The following is a 19,157-nucleotide window of genomic DNA, read 5'->3' as shown; positions in this document are numbered from 1 at the left end:
CAGCATCGATTTACGGGCCAGGGTGTTATATCTGGTCTTGGCAGATAACGTGGTCTATAACTAGTAGCGACGGGCTTTTCCAGCGTTACTTTGAGTTACCATTGTAATCGCATGTTACAAAACACTATTATCGGTTCAAGTAGGCGTATACCGGGCCTGCTTGGCAGCGCATCCGGATGCCCCGGCTTGGCGCAGCAATTTGTTCGGCTACCAGCACAGGCTGATTAAGATGGAAGACAATTTCGAGAATCTTAAAATCATGGTCATTGATGACAGCAAGACCATTCGCAGGACAGCCGAGACCCTGCTAAAGAAGGTCGGCTGTGAAGTCATCACCGCCATCGATGGATTCGATGCACTGGCCAAGATTGCCGACACCAAGCCCGACATCATATTCGTGGATATCATGATGCCAAGACTCGATGGCTATCAGACGTGTGCCTTAATAAAGAACAACAGTGCTTTCAAGTCGACCCCCGTCATCATGCTTTCGAGCAAGGATGGCCTATTCGACAAGGCCAAGGGTCGCATCGTCGGCTCCGATCAATACCTCACGAAGCCATTCAGTAAAGACGAATTGCTCGGAACCATTCGTGAATATGTCAATGCCTGATCAGATGGGCTTGATCCATCTGAATAGAACATTTTTATTTTTCTCCAGCCATACAGCTGGAATTGATTGCCTCACAAGGGGGAAAGCATGGCTCGCATTCTGATCGTAGATGATTCTCCAACTGAAGTCCGCAAGATTTCAAGCATCCTGGAGCGTCACAATCATCAGGTATTGAAGGCGGACAACGGCGCCGAAGGCGTGGCGGTTGCACGGGCTGAAAAGCCTGACCTGGTGCTGATGGATGTCGTCATGCCCGGCCTCAACGGCTTCCAGGCAACCCGGCAACTGACCCGGGGCGATGAGACCAAGAATATTCCGGTGGTCATCGTCACGACTAAAGATCAGGAAACTGATCGCGTCTGGGGCACCAGACAGGGCGCTCGCGGTTATCTGGTGAAGCCTGTGAATGAGGACGACCTCATCAACACTATCAACCAGTTGATCAAGTAGCGATCCCTACCGATGACGACAATGGAAACCATTGCACCATTCGAGCTGCTCAGAAAGCTTGAAACCCGCAGCAAGCAGACCGCCATCGGTCTGCCCGAACAAGCCGAGGCCATTCAATTGTGGAATGGCGTCGGCTTTTCGCTGGCGGGCTTGCGCTTCGTGGTAGCCATGGGCGAAGTAGTCGAGATACTGCACCTGCCCAAGGCGACCCAGGTGCCTGGGGTCAAAAACTGGATGCATGGCGTCGCAAACGTTCGCGGCCGTCTCTTACCAGTCATGGATCTGGGCCAGTTCTTTAAACTGCCCACGCAGTCGCGTGCGGTGCGTGAGAAACGTGTACTGATCATTGAGCAGGACGATTTTTTCAGCGGCCTGATCGTTGATGGCGTACTCGGCATGCAGTACTTCCCGGTCACAAGTTTTACCACCGAGACGTCCGGTTTGACAGACAGTGTGCAGCGTTGTGTCTCAGGCAGTTATGTCCGTGACGATACACATTGGCATGTCTTTGAAACTTCTGCATTGCTCGCTGACTCATCTTTCGTCGACATCGCGTCTGGCTAGCTAGATGGCCGCGTTGTCTCGTTTGACTACAGACACTACCGAATACCGATTACACACACTGATATTACACACTGAACTGGCACGGCTGGGGAACTGACATGATTGCAATCGCCGGAAAAACAACGGGGCAAGGCTCCAATCCACTGCTCTTGCTGATGTACGGCGTGGTCATCGCAGCCGTTATCGCACTAGTATACGTTCTGATCACGCTCAACAAGAACGCGGTCAACGACAAGACTTATATCGCCTACGCATCCGAGTTGCGGGTACTTTCGCAGGAAATTGCGAAAAACGCCTCGGAAGCTGCCGACGGTAAGGCAGAAGCCTTCCAGTTGCTCGGCCGTTCACGCGACGACTTCCAGCAGCTGTGGGACTACCTCGTGCAGGGTAACCCCGAAATCGAACTGCCACCGGTCGACGACGAGCAGATGAACGAGGTAGGTCAACTCTGGACCAGCGTTCGTAACGACGCCGACGTCATTCTGGCATCTGAAGAAGTCGTACTGCTGCTTCACAACGTGGCACTTACCCTGAACGACACTATTCCCCAGTTGCAGGTCGAGTATGACGACGTCGTGCAGATCCTGCTCGAGACCGATGCGCCCGCTGAACAGATCGCCGTGGCAACACGTCAGTCACTGCTCGCAGAACGTATCGTACGAAGCGTCAACCGTGTACTTGAAGGTGGTGTGGATGCGGTAACGGCTGCCGACCGATTCGGTCGCGACGTTAACCTTTTCGGCCGCGTGCTCAACGGCATGGTTGAAGGCAACCCGATCATGGGTATCACGGCTGTAGAAGACGAAGATGCCATTTTCGGCCTTGAAGCCATTGCCGAGCTGTTCGAGTTCGTAAACGAAAACGTCGATACCATCCTCGAGACCTCACCTGAACTGTTCCGTGTTCGTGAAGCTGCCAACAGCATCTTCCAGAATTCACAGGCGCTGCTGAACGAAACCTCTGAACTCAACCAGGTGTTCCAGACCCAGGCCGATACCCGCTTCATCAGTGACGAGCTGGGCTACATCCTGCTGCTCGCCATCATCGGTGCGATGTTCGTTATCTTCTACATCGGTAACCAGGAGAACAAACGACGCTACGATAAAGAGTTCCGTCAGAACGAACAGAACCAGAATGCGATCATGCGACTGCTGGACGAACTGGCTGACCTCGCCGACGGTGACCTGACCACAGAAGCGACGGTAACCGAGGACTTCACCGGTGCGATCGCCGACTCCATCAACTTCGCGATCGACCAGATGCGCCAGCTGGTAGCGGCCATCAACGAAACTGCGGTCCGGGTTGCCGGCGCTGCGGAAGAAACACAGTCTACTGCGATGCACCTGGCCGACGCTTCCGAGCACCAGGCCCAGGAAATCGCCGGTGCCTCTGCTGCGATCAACGAGATGGCGGTGTCCATCGATCAGGTATCGTCGAACGCTGCTGAATCAGCTGCGGTTGCCGAGCGGTCGGTTGCGATCGCCAAGAAGGGTGCTGAAATCGTACAGTCGACGATCCGCGGCATGGATAACATCCGTGAGCAGATCCAGGAGACTTCAAAGCGTATCAAGCGTCTCGGTGAATCATCACAGGAAATCGGTGACATCGTATCGCTGATCAACGACATCGCGGACCAGACCAACATCCTGTCGCTGAACGCTGCAATCCAGGCCTCCATGGCTGGTGACGCAGGACGAGGCTTCGCGGTTGTTGCGGACGAAGTACAGCGACTGGCCGAGCGTTCATCTGCGGCAACGAAGCAGATCGAAGCCCTGGTAAAGACAATCCAGAGCGACACCAACGAAGCCGTTATCTCGATGGAGACGACAACTTCGGAAGTGGTACGAGGCGCACGCTTCGCACAGGACGCCGGTGTGGCACTGGAAGAGATCGAGAACGTATCGAAGTCGCTCTCTGACCTTATCCAGAACATCTCCAACGCGGCCCGTCAGCAGTCCTCATCCGCAGGTCACATCTCCAACACGATGAACGTCATCCAGGAGATCACCTCGCAGACGTCTGCCGGTACCAACGCAACAGCCAAGTCGATCGGCAAGCTGGCCGAACTGGCCAACCAGCTCAGGAACTCCGTTGCGGGCTTCAAGCTGCCTGATCAGATTGGCGGTGGCGATCTTATGCCCGGTAGCCATATCGAGCTCGACGATGAGTCGGACGAACGTATGGACGAAACCGGCTCGTTTGCCTGATAGGCAAGGGTCTGCCCGCTTCGGCGGGCAGCACTGGAACCGAATGACGCATGTGCGGTTATCAAGCTGTGACTGACAAGATGAAAGACCAGCCGCCGCGCATCGTCGAGAGCTGGAGCCTGGCTTCCCTACCCCCTGTCTCCGAGACGATGCTGCAGCAATGGCGGCAGCTTATCGAGGCGCGGACTGGAATGGTGGTGGAGCCGAACCGGACGACATTTCTGCAGACCAACCTGGCGTCGCGTATGCGCGAGCTGGGGCTGAGCGACTACGCGGCTTACTACAAGCGTATCACCGAAGCGCCGGACTGGATGGTCGAATGGAGTGTCCTGGTAGACCGGCTTACGGTCCAGGAGACCCGGTTCTTTCGCGATACCGATGCGCTGAGAACTGTTGAAAAATATATTGCAGAGCTACCGCGGCAGCAGCTGAGCCAGACGCCTCTAGAGGCCTGGAGTGTGGGTTGTGCTACCGGTGAAGAGGTGTACACCTTGTGCATTCTTATCAACGAAGCACTGACCCAGCGTGGCCTCAAGCCGAAATTTGGCGTGACGGGGACCGATATCAGTACACCTGCGCTGAACAAGGCGCGGACCGGTATCTATCCTGAAAGACGACTTGTTGAAGTCAGGCCTGAAATCCAGCAGCGCTATTTCGAGCTGGTCCGGCCTGGCCAATATCAGTTCGATCGGGCACTGATGAAAAAGGCCTGCTTCGTCAGGGAAAATCTGGCGGAACTGCAGAATGCACTGCACTTCAGGATGCAGATCATCTACTGCCAGAATGTACTGATCTATTTCAAGAAATGGCGCAGGCGGGAAATACTCAGGCATCTGACTGAGCGTCTTGCGCCGGGCGGCCTGCTGGTACTGGGGCTGGGTGAACTGACCAATTGGCAGCACCCGGACCTGGAGCGGCTGTCAACAGAACACACTTTGGCTTACCGCAAGAAAAGCGGCGCCTTATGAGTATGCGGAGATCGTATGGCTGGTAACCACGATTATGTGGCACTGGATTGGGTTAAAGGCGAAATAGAAGCGACCCTGCAACAGGCTCAGCAAATGCTTGAGGACTATGTTGCGAATCCGGAAGATACGACTTCACTGCGTTTCTGCGTGAATTACATCCATCAGGTGCATGGCACCCTGCAGATGGTTGAGTTCTACGGTGCAGCTCTGCTCGCCGAAGAGATGGAGAAGCTGGGTGAAGCCCTGCAGGACGGTAAGGTCAGCCAGGGCGATGATGCGCTCGAAGCGCTGTCTAAGGCTATTCTTCAACTACCGAATTATCTCGAGCGACTGCAACGCAGCAAGCGCGACCTGCCGCTCGTGCTCATGCCGCTGCTCAACGATCTTCGTGCGGCCAGGGGCGAACGCCTGCTGAGCGACACTGCTCTGTTCAGCCCTGACCTGTCGATGGCGAAAAAGGCCAACGACAGTGATGCCGTCGCACAGCTGCAGGACCCCCGCTCTACAGCACAACTGCGCAAGCTGCGTCAGATGTATCAGTTCACGCTGGTCAGCATTGTTCGTGAAAGCGAGCTTGAGGCCAACCTCGCGTATTTACACAAGATTCTTTCGAAGCTTCGACAGATGTGCCGCGGCACCACGCATGCCGAGCTCTGGCGGCTTGGCTGCGGCCTGGTCGAGGCCATGCAGAGCGGTGGTCTAGAGCTCACTTCAGCGGTCAAGACACTGCTGCGCTTCCTCGATGGCCGGATCAAGCGGCTGCTCGAGCAACCCGCCCAGGCTCTGGATGAAAAGCTGCCGGAAGATCTCTTCAAGCACCTGTTGTTCTATTGTGCGCAGTCAACCGCGAACACGAAGCTGACGAAGCAGATCAAGATCGACTATTCGCTGGACCTTGCCCTGCCTGGTAGCGATGAGCTGGACCGGGAACGGCAACAGGTCGAAGGCCCGAACAGAAGCACATTGAGCTCTGTGGCTACCGTGCTGTGCGAGGAACTGAGCAATCTCAAAGATCAGCTCGACCTTTTCGTACGCGGCGAATTCAAGTCTGCCAGTGAGCTCGGCGATCTGCTGCCCGGCCTGCATCAGGTCTCGAACACCATGGCGGTGCTTGGCTTGGGCCTGCCACGTAAGGTGATCGACGAACAGATTCAACGTATCGAAACCATGGCAGAAGGTCTCAAGCGACCTGATGATGACGAGCTGCTCGATATTGCCGGCGCTCTGCTGTACGTAGAGGCGTCCCTTGGCAGTATGGTAGATCAGGGCATCAGCTCGCCGGATACCTCGGCCCCAGTCACGGGTATCGTGCCACGCGAGCATGTCGATAGCGCTCACAAGGCTCTGATCACCGAGTCAAGGAACTCCCTGGAGACTGCCAAGACTGCAATTTCCGAGTACGTCACCAGCGACTGGCAACGTACCGAATTGAACCACGCACCAAGGCTTTTGAGAGAAGTTGCCGGTAGCCTGAGCATCATTCCCTTGAGCGAAGCCAGCGCCCTGCTCCATCGTTGTGCACGCTATATCGAATCTGAATTGCTCAGCGGCGACAACAAGCCAGACTGGGTCAAGCTCGAAGCCCTTGCAGACGCGATTACCAGCATCGATTATTACCTTGAGCGCATCGCCGAGCGCTCGGGTCAGTATGAAAAGATCCTGCAGGTTGCAGCGCAGAGTCTGGAGAAGCTTGATGGCACACCAGCCGGGCAGCTTGCCGCCAAACAGACCGAAGCCAAGGCTGTTACCGATGTGCCGATGCTGGACCATACAGCTGAAGCATTATCTGGCTCAGCCCCTGTCATGGCTGCCGATAAGGTGGCCGATGCCGAAATCATTGATGACGAGATTCGCGAAGTATTCGCTGAAGAGGTTGCTGATGTTATCGCCACCATTCATCGATACCGCCCTGTCTTCCAGGATTCGCCACAGGACAAGCATGCGCTGACAGAACTCCGTCGCGCGTACCACACGCTCAAGGGCAGTGGCCGCCTCGTGGGTGCAAAAACCCTGGCCGAGCTGGCCTGGAGTATTGAGGGTCTGTTGAACCGCACCCTCGAGAACCTGGTTACACCATCACTCGTGCTGTTCGAACTGCTGAAGGACGTCGAAGATCAGTTGCCGACACTGACGGCTGCCTTCGCTGCGGCTGAAGACAGCAGTCTCGACATTCTCAACACCACAACCAGCCTGATACATCGAGCTGATGCCATTCTGCTGGATGCACGAGCGTCGCGAGCCGCAACTGCCCAGGAAGAACAGGCACATGCTGAGACCCAGCGCCAGGCTGAAGAGGCCGAGTCCATGTCTGCAGAGACGCTGGCGGTTGAAGATGACACTGATGAAGCCGACAGCGATAGTCAGCTTGCCGACGATGAAGACATCACGGCCGTCGCCCCTGCCGAGACGGACACTGCGGACGCCTCGGCCGGCGATATCGAGCTCAGCGACGGCGATATGATCGATGAGGAGATCATCGAGATATTCGCCGAGGAAGCTGAAGAAGTGTTGGCGACCATCAACACCTATCTGCCGAAATTTACTGCCAATTATGGCAATACCGAAGCACGCACTGAACTACGCCGCGCCTTTCATACCCTGAAAGGCAGTGGTCGCCTCGTTGGCGCCATGCGAAGTGGTGAGCTTGCATGGTCAGTCGAAAACCTCATGAATCGCATTATCGATGGCGCGGTTCAGATGTCGCCAGAGATAGAGCGTCTGATCGAGAAGGTCGTTGAGCTGCTGCCGACCATGGTTAGCGATTTCACCGAACGCCGGCCCGCGTCATTCAATGTGGAGGCTCTCCAAGCCTATGCCCATGAGCTTGCAGCGGGCAAGAGCCCTCAGAGCCTGCCAGCCATGTTAGGCGGCAAGGCCCCTGCGCAAACTACGCCAAGCAAGGCAGCCAGCGCCGATGCCGGGAAACAGGATGATGGCGCCGCAGGCATCGATCCGGTCCTGCTTGATATTTTCCTCAGTGAAACCCGCGGGCACCTGCAAACCATCGAGGATTTCATTGAGCAGCAGAACCGCCTTGACGATCCGGCACCATTGTCGGATGACATCTCGCGCGCTCTACATACGCTCAAAGGCAGCGCCAACACTGCTGGCAGCAAGCGGATTGCAGGCATCGTCATACCGCTGGAGCGCTTCTACAAGGAGCTGAATGTCCGCGCGATCCCTGCGACACGGCCGGTCACCGATGCCTTGAGTCAGGCGGTGGATCTGATCAATAGCGAGCTCATCGCCATCGAAGACAGCCCTGAAGAGGGTCTGAGCCCTTCGGCGTCCGCCAGCTCCGCTGAAATCGAAGCCTTCTCCGAGGCGCTCGATGCCGTCGTGGCCGAAGTAGTCGAACACAGGGCCCTGCCGGATATCAATCCGGCGTCGGTCAACCACAGCGAAGTCTTGGATATGTTCCTCCGCGACAGCATCGACATACTCCTGGATGCCGAACGTATCATCAACGATTGGAGCACAGCACCGGACAAGCGCGATGAACTCGAGGCGCTGGTAGAAGAGCTGACCACCCTGGCGACCGGTGCGAAAACTGCTGGTCTGCCTGCGATGCATGAACTCTGCGCCTCGCTGGAGCTGCTGTACGAGACGGTTGAAGCCGGCTATGACGGTCTCGACCGTGAATTCTTCAATGCCGCCAAGCGTGGCCATGATGTCCTTATTGGCATGATGGACCAGTTGGCTGCCGGCCTTTCGCCACAGGCTGACGAACAGGTACTTGCCGCCATACGTGGGGCGAGAGAGCGGCTATTGGCCGAAAACTTCGAAGCAAGCGACGCGGATGTCGAAGCGGTGCCCCTTCTGGGCGATGTACCGCAGGATGAAGAGCTTATGGAAGAGAACACCCCCGAAAACAAGCCACTCTCGGCCGAGACGGATGCCAGTGGTCACACCACGCCTGTGGAGGACAGCGGCCTTGATCCCGAAATGATCGAGATCTTCCTCGAAGAGGCCTTCGAGATCCTGGAAAGTACCGGCCAGAGTCTGCGTGACTGGCAAATTGATCCAGCTAACGAACAGATCGTCCAGAGTTTGCAACGCGACGCCCATACACTCAAGGGTGGCGCCCGGATGGCCGAGCTGACGGCGGTAGGCGATTTGTGTCATGAGCTCGAGACATTGTTCGAACGCGTTGCCGAAAAACGTATGTCAGTATCGCCCCGTGCGATAGAGCTGAGTCTGGCGGCACACGCTGCGCTCGCAGGCATGATCGAAGCGACCGCTGAAGGCCGCGTGCCAGAGGCTGCGGATAGACTGCAGCGCCAGCTACTGAGCTTGCTGTCGGGAGAGACGCCAGAGACCATCGAACCTCTGGACGGTATTCCTGTACTGGAAGCAGAGCCCGAGCTCGGAGATGCCTCCCTCGACGACAGCAAGGAACGGTCGCTGGCTGACCCTTATGATGAGCTGACCTCGAGCGATGATTCCAGAGTGCTGGAGCAGGCTGCGCACGAATTGGCAGATAGCAGTCCACTCGACGAAGAAGAGCCTGAGGAGGAGATTTCCTTCGAAGCTGCTGCGGAGCATGCTCACGAGGCGGACGAATTCCCCTCATCTGTGGAAGCAGAATACGCTGCCGACAGCGCCATGCTCGACCCGGAAATGGCGGCGATCTTCCTCGAAGAAGCCCAGGACATCATTTCAAGTACCTCTGACACCATTCACCAGTGGAGCCTTGCGCCGACCGAACATGCACTGGTCGCTCATCTGCAGCGCGACCTGCACACCCTGAAGGGTGGCGCACGTATGGCAGAAATACCGGCCATTGGCGATCTCGCACACGAACTCGAAACGCTGTTTGAAGCCATGGCAGAGCGCGGTCATCGTCCGGCGCCCGAAGATGAGCGCAAGCTGATCTCATTGGTCGAAGCCTGTCACGATCGGCTGGCCATCATGGTCGATGAAGTGGCCGAGTCGCGTCCAGTTCGCCCCGCACCTGAATTGATCAGGGACATGCAGCGCTTTATCGAGACGGTCGAGGGTGCAGAAACTGCTACTGCTGAAGATACCGATATCAATATGGTTGGCCTCGATGAGGACCATGTGGATGAAGTGGTTACAGAAGCTGCTGAACAGGCGCAGCCTGTTGCAAGAACAGTGTCTGCCGAATTGCGTCAGGGTGTGCCTGTCGACTTCACGCATCTCGATGAGGAAATCATCGAACTCTTCCTCGAAGAAGCGCGTGAACTCGTAGACGAAACCGGCGAGAACCTTAGAAAGTGGCTGGCCGACAATTCACTGATGGCTGAGCTGCATACGCTGCAGCGAACAATGCATACCTTGAAAGGCGGTGCACGTCTGGCAGAAGTCAGTGCCATCGGCGATCTGGCCCATGAATTCGAAACCCTGGTCGAGGGCATCGTCGAAGATACGCTGAATATCGATCCGAGTCTGAACGAATTGCTGCTTGGCGTGCATGATCGACTTGCTTCAATGGTCGATGCGCTTGCTGCACGCGAAACTTTCCGTTCCGCGCCGGAATTGATCAAGGCTGTCCGACAGTATGCTGCCGACAACAGCCTCGGCGACGATCCGTTGCGAGCAATTGCGCTTGAGCAGGCACAACTGCTCGAATCGGGTGCTTCGCAGGATGAACTCCGTGGTGTGTTTGTCGATGAGTCCGACGAAATGCTGCAGGTCGCCCTTGATGCCATGGATTCCTGGAAACAGCATCCTGAAGCCTTCCAGCACCTGCCCGATATCTTCCGTCGTCTGCGCGCCCTGGCCGCTGGTGCCGGTCTTGCCGGTCTTACCCCGATACAGAGCCTGGCCGACACACATGCCTTGATGCTTGAAACCATCAATGAGCGTATCTCAGCCGACAGCTTCCCGCTGCAGGACGAAGTGATCGAGCTGAGCGATCGTGCACTGCATATGCTGGCCGAACAGATCCGTCATGTGGTTTCACAGACACGAAGCAGTCCTGGTCAGGCGATTGAGCTTGATCAGAACAACATGCAAGGTGTCTCGGTCGAACTCAGTTCATTGCAGCGAAGGCTGATGAGTGGCGGCGACAGCTCGGCAAGTCCGACGCCGAAAGGCAAGTCTGCGCTGGCGGGTCTCGACCCTGAAATCATCGAAATATTCATCGATGAAGCCGCAGAGCTGGAACGCAACTTCAACCAGTACCTGAGCGACTGGAAGCGCGAGCCTGCCGATGCAGGGCGTGCCCGACAGATTCAGACTACCTTGCATACACTCAAGGGCGGTGCCCGCCTGGCTGGTCTGGCTGCCGTTGGTGATCTTGCACAATCGATCGAAGACAAGGTTGGCCGCTGTGTCAGGTCCGATAGTTCCCTCGACGATAAGCTGATCCAGCAGATCGATACAGAGGCCAAGTGGCTCAGTACCGCCATCGAAGGGGTTAGAGAACAGTTCAAGCGAATGGGCTCGGCAGATACTGCCAAGCCGCAGGTGGATCGCCCCAACAAGACCGACGCCGACTCGCGTGCAGAACAACTTGTGCAGATGCAGCGTAGCCAGCAGGGTGGCGCCGCAGCCGCGCCTCAGGCAGCGCCACGCAAGGCAGCTGAAACAGCCAAGCAACAGCAGGCCGCGGAAACCATTCGCGTCAGCGCACAGCTGCTCGACAACCTGGTTAACCTGGCTGGCGAAACGAGTATAACCCGCGGTCGACTCGAGACGCAGATCTCCGACTTCTCGCACACGCTCGAAGAAATGCAGGCCACCATCGACCGTTTGCGTGAGCAGCTGCGTCGAATGGATATCGAGACAGAGGCCCAGGTCCTGTTCCGCATGGAGAAAGAAGGCGGCGGTCCAGTCTACGAGGACTTCGATCCGCTCGAGATGGACCGTTATTCGTCCATTCAGCAGCTTTCACGGGCGCTTAGCGAATCTGCAAGTGACTTGACGGATCTGCGTGAGACTCTGCTGGACAAGGCCAAGGATGCCGAGACATTGCTGTTGCAGCAGTCACGCATCAACACCGAACTGCAGGAAGGCTTGATGGAGACGCGGATGATTCCGTTCACCTCCATCGTGCCAAGGCTGCGTCGTATCGTGCGTCAGGTCACTGGTGAACTGGGTAAGAAGGCAGAGTTCGAGGTCTACAATCCTGAGGGCGAGCTGGACCGTAACGTGCTCGATCGTATGGTCGCGCCACTCGAGCACATGCTGCGTAACGCCCTCGATCATGGTATCGAGATGCCCGAAGCCCGAGCCAAGGCAGGCAAGTCCGAGACTGGCCGTATCTCACTGTCAGTTGGTCGTGAAGGCAGCGATGTCGTGCTGACACTGCAGGACGACGGCAACGGTATCAACACCGAGGCGGTACGCAAGAAGGCCATCAAACAGGGTCTGCTGTCCAAGTCGACGGAGATTGCCGATAGCGAAATCCTCCAGTTCATCTTCCACGCCGGTTTCAGTACCGCTGAAAAGGTCACGCAACTCTCTGGTCGTGGCGTGGGCATGGACGTCGTATCCAGCGAAATCAAACAGCTGGGCGGCCGTGTCAGCATTGAGTCGGTGAGTGGCAAGGGCACAACCTTTATCATCCGTCTGCCGTTCACGGTATCCGTCAACCGGGCGCTGATGGTTTCAACAGGTGACGACTACTACGCCATACCGCTCAATACCATTGAAGGTATTGTCCGGGTCAGCACCTTTGAGCTGGAAGAGTATTATCAGCCCGATGCGCCCTTGTATGAGTACGCCGGTCAGAAGTATCAGCTGCAGTATCTTGGAAACCTGCTGCGTAGTGAGCACCAGCCCAAGCTGCAGGGCCAGCCCCTGCCATTACCTGTCATTCTTGTGCGCGGTGGTGATCACCCGCTGGCACTGCAGGTCGACAGCCTGCTGGGTTCCCGAGAAATTGTCGTAAAGGGCCTCGGTCCACAGTTCACCGGTGTGCGTGGCGTCTCAGGTGGCACGATACTGGGTGACGGTAGCGTTGTAGTCATTCTTGATCTGCCTGCGCTGATGCGTAGTGACCTGGCTCGTGCCATGGCCCACGATCTGAGCATGGAGAAGGAGGTTGCACCGAAGCATACTGGTCCGGCCACCATCATGGTTGTGGACGATTCGGTCACGGTGCGGAAGGTTACCAGCCGTCTGCTCGAGCGTCAGGGCATGCGGGTCATCACCGCGAAGGACGGCGTGGATGCCATAGCCATTCTGCAGGATCAGAAGCCTGATGTGATGCTGCTCGACATCGAGATGCCGCGAATGGACGGTTTCGAGGTGGCCAGCTTCGTGCGCCACGACGAGCGCCTGCGTGATGTCCCGATCATCATGATCACCTCTCGAACCGGTCAGAAACACCGGGATCGTGCCCTGTCCATCGGCGTCAATGAATACCTTGGCAAGCCCTTCCAGGAATCGATTCTGCTAGAAACGATTGAACGACTGCTTGGGTGATGGCAGCGCGTACTGTGGCCAGCGACGGTTCGGTGCCGCTAATTGGGGTGGTATCCGACACGCCGCTGCAGCGTCACCTCATCGAGCATGCCCTTCGTAACAAGGGCTACTCGATTGCGGTGAATATCGATTGCAACAAGCTGTCGCAGGATCGCCTGAAGAACTACCAGCACGTAGCCGCCTGGGTCGTCATCATCGAGGACGAAAGTCAGGGCGACCCCCTGCTCGAGCAGATGATGGATACCTTCGATGTGCCGGTGTTGTACGGCCTGGGTGCTGCGCCTTCGCGGCAGCATGAGGAATACCCTCGCTGGGAGCGGCGACTGCTGCAGAAGCTTCTCGATGCCGTGGGGCCGCTCCCCGCGGGCGACGAAGTGCCGCCGCCGAGGGTGGCAACTCTTGCGGGTAGCCGGTTCAGTCTGGGTACCGAGGGACGACCTGCCTCGCCAATCAATAATGTTCAGCTGTCCCACCACATCCGACCTGCCGCCCCAGGCGATCCGCTCACACGGATCTATCTGCTTGTGGCCTCACTGGGTGGCCCTGACGCGGTCAAACGCTTCCTGGACCTGCTGCCTGCAGCACTGCCTGTTGCCTTCCTGTATGCGCAGCACATAGACCCTGAGGCGGCGGAAGTGCTGCTGCGGGTGCTTGGCCGGCACGCACGACTACCGCTGAAGCGCGCCCAGGTGGGCGCCCACCTGCAACATGGTGAAGTCATCTTCGTGCCGCCCGACCAGGAGCTCGACTTCGATGAGGACGGGGCTATCACACTGTCAGGAAAACCGTGGCCAGGGCCTTATGGGCCATCCATTGATCGGGTGATGATGAATACGGCGAATAGATTTCAGGATGCTGTCAACGTGATAGTATTCAGCGGCATGGGCTGCGATGGCGCAGTTGCCGCACCAATACTGAAAGCCTATGGCAGTCATGTCTGGGCGCAGGACTCAGCCGGTTGTGCCAGTAGTTCAATGCCAGATGCCATTGCTGACCGCGGTGTAGTGAGCTTTCGCGGCTCACCAGAGGCTCTGGCCAAGAAGCTGCTGCAGACGATAGAGCTTGAGGAAATTACCAAACGGAGAACGCAAAACCATGCGCAGCCATGAAAGCTCGAGCGCACAGATATCCTGCCTGCTGCTACCAATGAAGCACACAGACTTTCTGCTTCCCAATACCAGCGTCGCTGAAATCATCGAGTACAGTGAGCCTACGCCCCTGCCCGATGGGCCAGTGTGGCTGGCTGGGCACATACAGTGGCGAGGCCAGCAGGTGCCCCTGGTCCAGGCCGAAGCAATGGATGGCAATGAGAACAATCTCATCCGTGAAGGCGGCCGGATCGCGGTGACCAATGGGGTCGGCGAACACCATCAGGCGCAGCCCTTTATCGCCTTCGTAACCCGCGGTCTGCCGCGACTGGTCAAGGTGAAGAGTGAGGAAATCGCGCCCTCTGAGAATGTGGGCGAGAACAAGCCGGGCGATCCTGTCATCAGCATGTACGTCACTTTCAGTGGTGAGGAAGTCATCATTCCCGATCTGGAGTACATGGAGCAGTGCGTTTACGAGGCTGTAAAGACCGCCTGAATGCTGCTTTCAATGGAGGATGTCAACGTCAGGATCGGCGGGCAGAATATACTGAGCCATATCAGCCTCACGCTGGAGGCTGACCGCATCACGACCGTCATTGGTCCGAATGGCGCCGGCAAGACCACCTTGTGCAAGGTCGCGCTGGGCATTCTGCAGCCGACGTCCGGTCGGGTTCAGAAGGCGCCTGGGCTGCGCATCAGCTATGTTCCACAGCGCTTCCATATTGACTCCTCCATGCCACTCACCGTTCGGGACTTTCTCTCGGTGTCGCTTCCATTTGCACGCAAACGCAGGCTCCTTGGCATAGCGGAAGCACTCGAGCTCACCGAAGTTGCCCACTGCATTGATAAGAACCTGCATCAGCTCAGTGGCGGTGAAACCCAGCGGGTATTGCTGGCGCGGGCGATTACTCAGCAGGCAGACCTTATCGTACTGGACGAGCCGGCACAGGGCGTGGACGTCAATGGGCAGGAGCTACTTTACAAGCTGATCGGCCGGATCCGCGATATCCGCCACTGCGGCATACTGCTGATTTCACATGACCTGCATCTCGTAATGGCGGACACGGATAATGTGTTGTGCCTGAACGGTCATATCTGCTGCGCCGGGCATCCCGAAAGTATTTCCAACGATCCAGCCTTCGTTAGTCTGTTTGGCCGTCGCGCCGCCGACACGCTGGCCATCTATCACCATCACCATGACCATCACCACCACGCCGATGGGACTGTCGCGGAGGGCGACCACTGCTCGAACTCCTAGCTGCCCCCATGCTCGCCGGCATAGCGCTGGCGCTCATCACCGGCCCCCTTGGCTGCTTCATTGTCTGGCGAAGAATGGCCTATTTTGGTGATACGCTGGCACACGCCGCACTGCTCGGCATCGCCATGGGCATTCTGTTCGAGGTACCCAACGGCTTTGCGGTTATAGCTGCCTGCCTGCTGGTCGGTCTGTTGATGCTCGTACTTCAGCGGCAACAGCACTTCGCGAGTGATACTGTGCTGGGCATACTCGCCCATAGCTCATTGTCGGTCGGCCTGATCGCCATCGCGTTGCTCGACTCACCTTCGGTCGATCTCATGGGCTATCTCTTTGGCGATATACTCACTACCGGTTGGTCAGAGACCGCTTTCATAGCCATGCTCACAGTCGTATCGCTAGTGGTGCTCATATATTACTGGCGGCGGCTGATCCTGATTACGCTGCACGAGGACCTGGCCAGGGTGGAGGGGGTCAATCCGATGCTGTCACAGATCGTACTGATCACCATCATTGCCTTCGTCATTGCGATGGCCATGAAGGTGGTGGGTCTACTGCTGGTCACCTCGATGCTGATCATACCGGCAGCAGCCGCCCGGCCATTGTCGCGCTCGCCGGGCATGATGGCGGTACTGGCCGGCATCATTGGCGCAATATCCGTCGTAGCCGGCCTGTGCGGCGCCTGGTGGATCGATGCGCCCTCAGGCCCATCAATCGTACTCGCCTCCTTTCTCTGCTTTCTTGCAAGCTTCATAGGCGGCCGCTTCATCAGCCGATAACTCAGGTCCTGCCTGCACCTGAGCCATTGCTGCGCCGGTAACTCGCCGGGCTCTGACCTGTCCAGCGTTTGAAAGCACGACTGAATGCACTGAGCTCGGAGAATCCCAACAGAAAGGCGATCTCGCTCAGGGCATATTTGTTCTTGCGTAGATACGCCACAGCCTTGTCGCGCCGCGCACTTTCTATGATGTCATGAAACGAGTTGCCCTCGGCTTTCAGCCGGCGGTACAGGGTGTGGCGAGAAACACAGAGCTCACTGGCGATGGCTTCCGCGTCGAACTCTCCCTGACTCAAGCGACCATTGACGAGATGACGGACCCTGGCACTGAGGCTGCGACGCTGTCGAAGCCGACTCAGCAGGCTTTCCACCTGACGCGACAGCGCCTGATGCAGATATGGGTTGCGCTGCGGCAGCTCGAAGTCTAGGAATTTCTCCTCGAAGGCAATGTACGAGCGTGGCTCTGAAAAATTCAACGGACAGTCGAAGTAGTCTACATAGGCTGCCCGGCTCTCTGGCTCAGGATGATGGAACCCGACGCGGGTCATGTAGACCTGCTCGCTCACATATTTCTTCGCCCGAGCGACCGTCTGGACGAGCATCCTGTCGATGTTCACCGCGTGATACAGCTCCGGCTGAATGTAATCGAAGGAGACGATAGCTTCACCATCATCGACTTCAAGCTCTACGGCAAGACCCTCGTTGACCAGGGCAGCCAACCGGACATACTGGGTCAGCGCTTCACCAAGGGTGCGGTTATTGAAGAGAATATGCCCGATCACACCCATGCTCGACGTGCTGATTACGGCGCCGATGAGCAAGCCAACTGAAGGATTTTTGGTTACGGCAACTGCGTGATCGAGCACGTCGTGCAACACGGTGAGCTGAAAGCGCCCGTCTGGGGCCATGATATCATCACGAGACAAGCCATGACGCTCGCGCCACTCATCAAGACTGTAGTTTTGCGACTCCAGATAAGCACACACACTTTGAATGGACGCAGCAGCGACCGATGGCACCCCGCGCTTGGAGCTATGCCGATTCTGGCTGGAACCTTTATCTGCCACCTGTTTCTGTCACGCTCCTGTATTGCCCTGACCCGCATCCCGTAGCCTGCATCTTGCAACAAATTGTCAAAACACAGCAACTGTTCGTCAAGCCGATACCATCGTGGCAGCTTACTATGGATACTCGATTAATGGAGGTGCTTTATGGCTAATACACATACACAGCAGGCGTCACTGCCGTCAGAGAAGCGTAAAGCGCGCATGGACAGTGGCAGCAAACGCCAGGGCAATCAGAAGGGTGGAATCTGCGTTCCACAATGCCCGGATGACCAGAAGAATATCGCCGAGTTAGTTACGTATCTTGGCAGTATGTACTACCGCTAGTATTCAGGCATTAACCAGTCAAACAGGTGTTAGGGCGCTCAGCGCCCTTTTTTTTCGGCTGCTATTTATTCATCTTCACCAGCGTCAGAAACTCGGTCCTGGTCGCCGGATTGGTCCGAATGCTACCGAGCATGACCGATGACATCATCGAACTATTCTGCTTCTCTACGCCACGCGCCATCATGCACAGATGTTTGGCTTCGATGATCACGCCCACCCCGTAGGCGCCTGTAACCTGCTCAACCGCCTCCGCAATCTGCTTGGTCAGGTTCTCCTGGATCTGCGCGCGGCGAGCATACATATCCACGATCCTGGCGAACTTCGACAGACCCAGAACCTTGCCATTCGGAATATAGGCAATGTGGCAGCGCCCCATAAACGGCAGCAGATGGTGTTCACACAGCGAGTACAGCTCGATGTCTTTCACCACGACCATTTCCTCGGTATCGGATTCGAAGATCGCGTTATTGACAATTTGGGCGAGGGTATCGTTATAGCCCTTGCAGAGATACTGCATGGCTTTGGCCGCACGAGCCGGCGTATCCCGCAGGCCCTCACGCGTGGTGTCTTCACCGATAAGTTCGAGAATACTCTTGTAATGTCCTGCAAGCGTGTCGCTCATACTAGGCTCCTGGTTCAGGTTACTGCCTGCGCAGCGGATAATTGATTGATCATTGACTGCATATTGATGAGCTGCGGCTAAAAAGCCCGCATCAGCGTATGTTGCGGCCGCCGTCGAGTGCGATCACGCGTCCCGTCATATAGCGATTGTTCAGCAGATAAATGAGGGCGTCGGCAATGACCTGAGGGCCCGGTTCAACGCCCAGCGCTGACTTGGCCAGCGTTTTCCTTCGGTACTCGAGGTCGTCGTCCTCCTGGAACATGAGTAGTGACGGCGCGATACTGTTGACCTTGATCAGTGGGGCGAACCGCTTGGCAAAGCTTCTCGCCATACCATCAAGGGCAGCCTTGCTCGCAGCGTAGGCAATATGATTATCGCTGCCCTTTTCAATCACATAGTCCGTAATGTGAACGATATCGCTCAGTGGACTGCCACCGAGCCTGAGACGTTCCGCAGCAGCCATGTTCATCAGATATGGTGCCTCGCAGTGAATCCGATTCATTCGTCTGATGGTGGTCTGGTAATCGGTTGCCGGGTCCGAGTCAGGCAGCCAGAGCGACGCATTATGCACCAGTGCGCGCATTGGCGGTGCGTCTTTTCGCAGGAAGTCCAGCCAGCGATTCAGGCTGTCATCCTCTTCGAAATCTACCTGATGGCAGATGACGCCTTCAGTTCTCAAGACATCGATATCGGGGCGATCACTGCGATAGGTGATGTGCACCTCACAGCCGAGATGACGAAGCGTTCGGGCGCAATGCAGGCCTACCCTGCGGGAACCACCGGTGATGACCACAACCGATTTCTCAAGACTCATGACAACAGGAACC

General features: G+C 56.8%; 14 protein-coding genes. 11 read left to right on the top strand and 3 right to left on the bottom strand.

The features are described from left to right. The first annotated feature begins 229 nt into the window (after positions 1-229). The 10 genes from pilG to ACH3PB_RS17340 all read left to right on the top strand — a co-directional run bounded on the left by pilG (position 230) and on the right by ACH3PB_RS17340 (position 16,318). Positions 230-613, top strand: a complete 384-nt coding sequence (gene pilG, locus ACH3PB_RS17385; RefSeq protein ID WP_416396707.1) for a twitching motility response regulator PilG — start codon at positions 230-232, stop codon at positions 611-613. Positions 614-700: 87 nt separating this feature from the next. After that, on the top strand, positions 701-1,063 hold the full coding sequence (gene pilH, locus ACH3PB_RS17380) for a twitching motility response regulator PilH (protein WP_344806309.1): 363 nt from the start codon (positions 701-703) through the stop codon (positions 1,061-1,063). Between the two features lie 21 nt (positions 1,064-1,084). After that, positions 1,085-1,627 (top strand): chemotaxis protein CheW, encoded by a 543-nt coding sequence (locus tag ACH3PB_RS17375; protein WP_416396706.1) that lies wholly within the window; start codon positions 1,085-1,087, stop codon positions 1,625-1,627. A 98-nt stretch (positions 1,628-1,725) separates the two neighbouring features. Continuing rightward, positions 1,726-3,834 (top strand): methyl-accepting chemotaxis protein, encoded by a 2,109-nt coding sequence (locus tag ACH3PB_RS17370; protein WP_416396705.1) that lies wholly within the window; start codon positions 1,726-1,728, stop codon positions 3,832-3,834. A gap of 50 nt (positions 3,835-3,884) precedes the next feature. Further along, complete coding sequence (locus ACH3PB_RS17365; protein ID WP_416396704.1) at positions 3,885-4,802, top strand: CheR family methyltransferase; 918 nt, start codon at positions 3,885-3,887, stop codon at positions 4,800-4,802. A gap of 15 nt (positions 4,803-4,817) precedes the next feature. After that, positions 4,818-13,196 (top strand): Hpt domain-containing protein, encoded by an 8,379-nt coding sequence (locus ACH3PB_RS17360; RefSeq protein ID WP_416396703.1) that lies wholly within the window; start codon positions 4,818-4,820, stop codon positions 13,194-13,196. Then, positions 13,196-14,305 carry a chemotaxis protein CheB gene (locus ACH3PB_RS17355; RefSeq protein ID WP_416396702.1) on the top strand — a complete coding sequence of 370 codons (1,110 nt, stop codon included), beginning with the start codon at positions 13,196-13,198 and terminating at the stop codon, positions 14,303-14,305. Before ACH3PB_RS17360 ends, ACH3PB_RS17355 begins: the two co-directional genes overlap by 1 nt. A gap of 37 nt (positions 14,306-14,342) precedes the next feature. Beyond that, positions 14,343-14,780, top strand: coding sequence for a chemotaxis protein CheW (locus tag ACH3PB_RS17350; protein WP_416396701.1), 438 nt, complete (start codon positions 14,343-14,345; stop codon positions 14,778-14,780). Further along, positions 14,781-15,542 carry an ATP-binding cassette domain-containing protein gene (locus tag ACH3PB_RS17345; RefSeq protein WP_416396700.1) on the top strand — a complete coding sequence of 254 codons (762 nt, stop codon included), beginning with the start codon at positions 14,781-14,783 and terminating at the stop codon, positions 15,540-15,542. Positions 15,543-15,550: 8 nt separating this feature from the next. Then, positions 15,551-16,318, top strand: a complete 768-nt coding sequence (locus ACH3PB_RS17340) for an iron chelate uptake ABC transporter family permease subunit (protein WP_416396699.1) — start codon at positions 15,551-15,553, stop codon at positions 16,316-16,318. Between the two features lies 1 nt (position 16,319). On the opposite strand, the gene ACH3PB_RS17335 is transcribed toward ACH3PB_RS17340, so the two are convergent. Next, positions 16,320-17,384, bottom strand: coding sequence for an AraC family transcriptional regulator ligand-binding domain-containing protein (locus ACH3PB_RS17335; protein ID WP_416396698.1), 1,065 nt, complete (start codon positions 17,382-17,384; stop codon positions 16,320-16,322). Positions 17,385-17,528: 144 nt separating this feature from the next. Between ACH3PB_RS17335 and ACH3PB_RS17330 the strand changes: the two genes are divergently transcribed. Then, entirely contained in the window at positions 17,529-17,708 is a 180-nt protein-coding gene (locus ACH3PB_RS17330; protein WP_416396697.1) for a hypothetical protein, read from the top strand. Positions 17,709-17,769: 61 nt separating this feature from the next. Here ACH3PB_RS17330 and folE read toward each other — a convergent pair whose 3' ends face one another. Both folE and folM read right to left on the bottom strand, forming a co-directional pair. Next, positions 17,770-18,330 carry a GTP cyclohydrolase I FolE gene (gene folE / locus ACH3PB_RS17325; protein WP_416396696.1) on the bottom strand — a complete coding sequence of 187 codons (561 nt, stop codon included), beginning with the start codon at positions 18,328-18,330 and terminating at the stop codon, positions 17,770-17,772. A 91-nt stretch (positions 18,331-18,421) separates the two neighbouring features. Further along, positions 18,422-19,144, bottom strand: coding sequence for a dihydromonapterin reductase (gene folM / locus ACH3PB_RS17320; protein WP_416396695.1), 723 nt, complete (start codon positions 19,142-19,144; stop codon positions 18,422-18,424). Between the last annotated feature and the right edge of the window lie 13 nt (positions 19,145-19,157).

The organism is Allohahella sp. A8, from assembly GCF_047946665.1.
Classification (GTDB): domain Bacteria; phylum Pseudomonadota; class Gammaproteobacteria; order Pseudomonadales; family Oleiphilaceae; genus Allohahella.
This window is presented reverse-complemented; position numbering and strand designations above follow the sequence as displayed.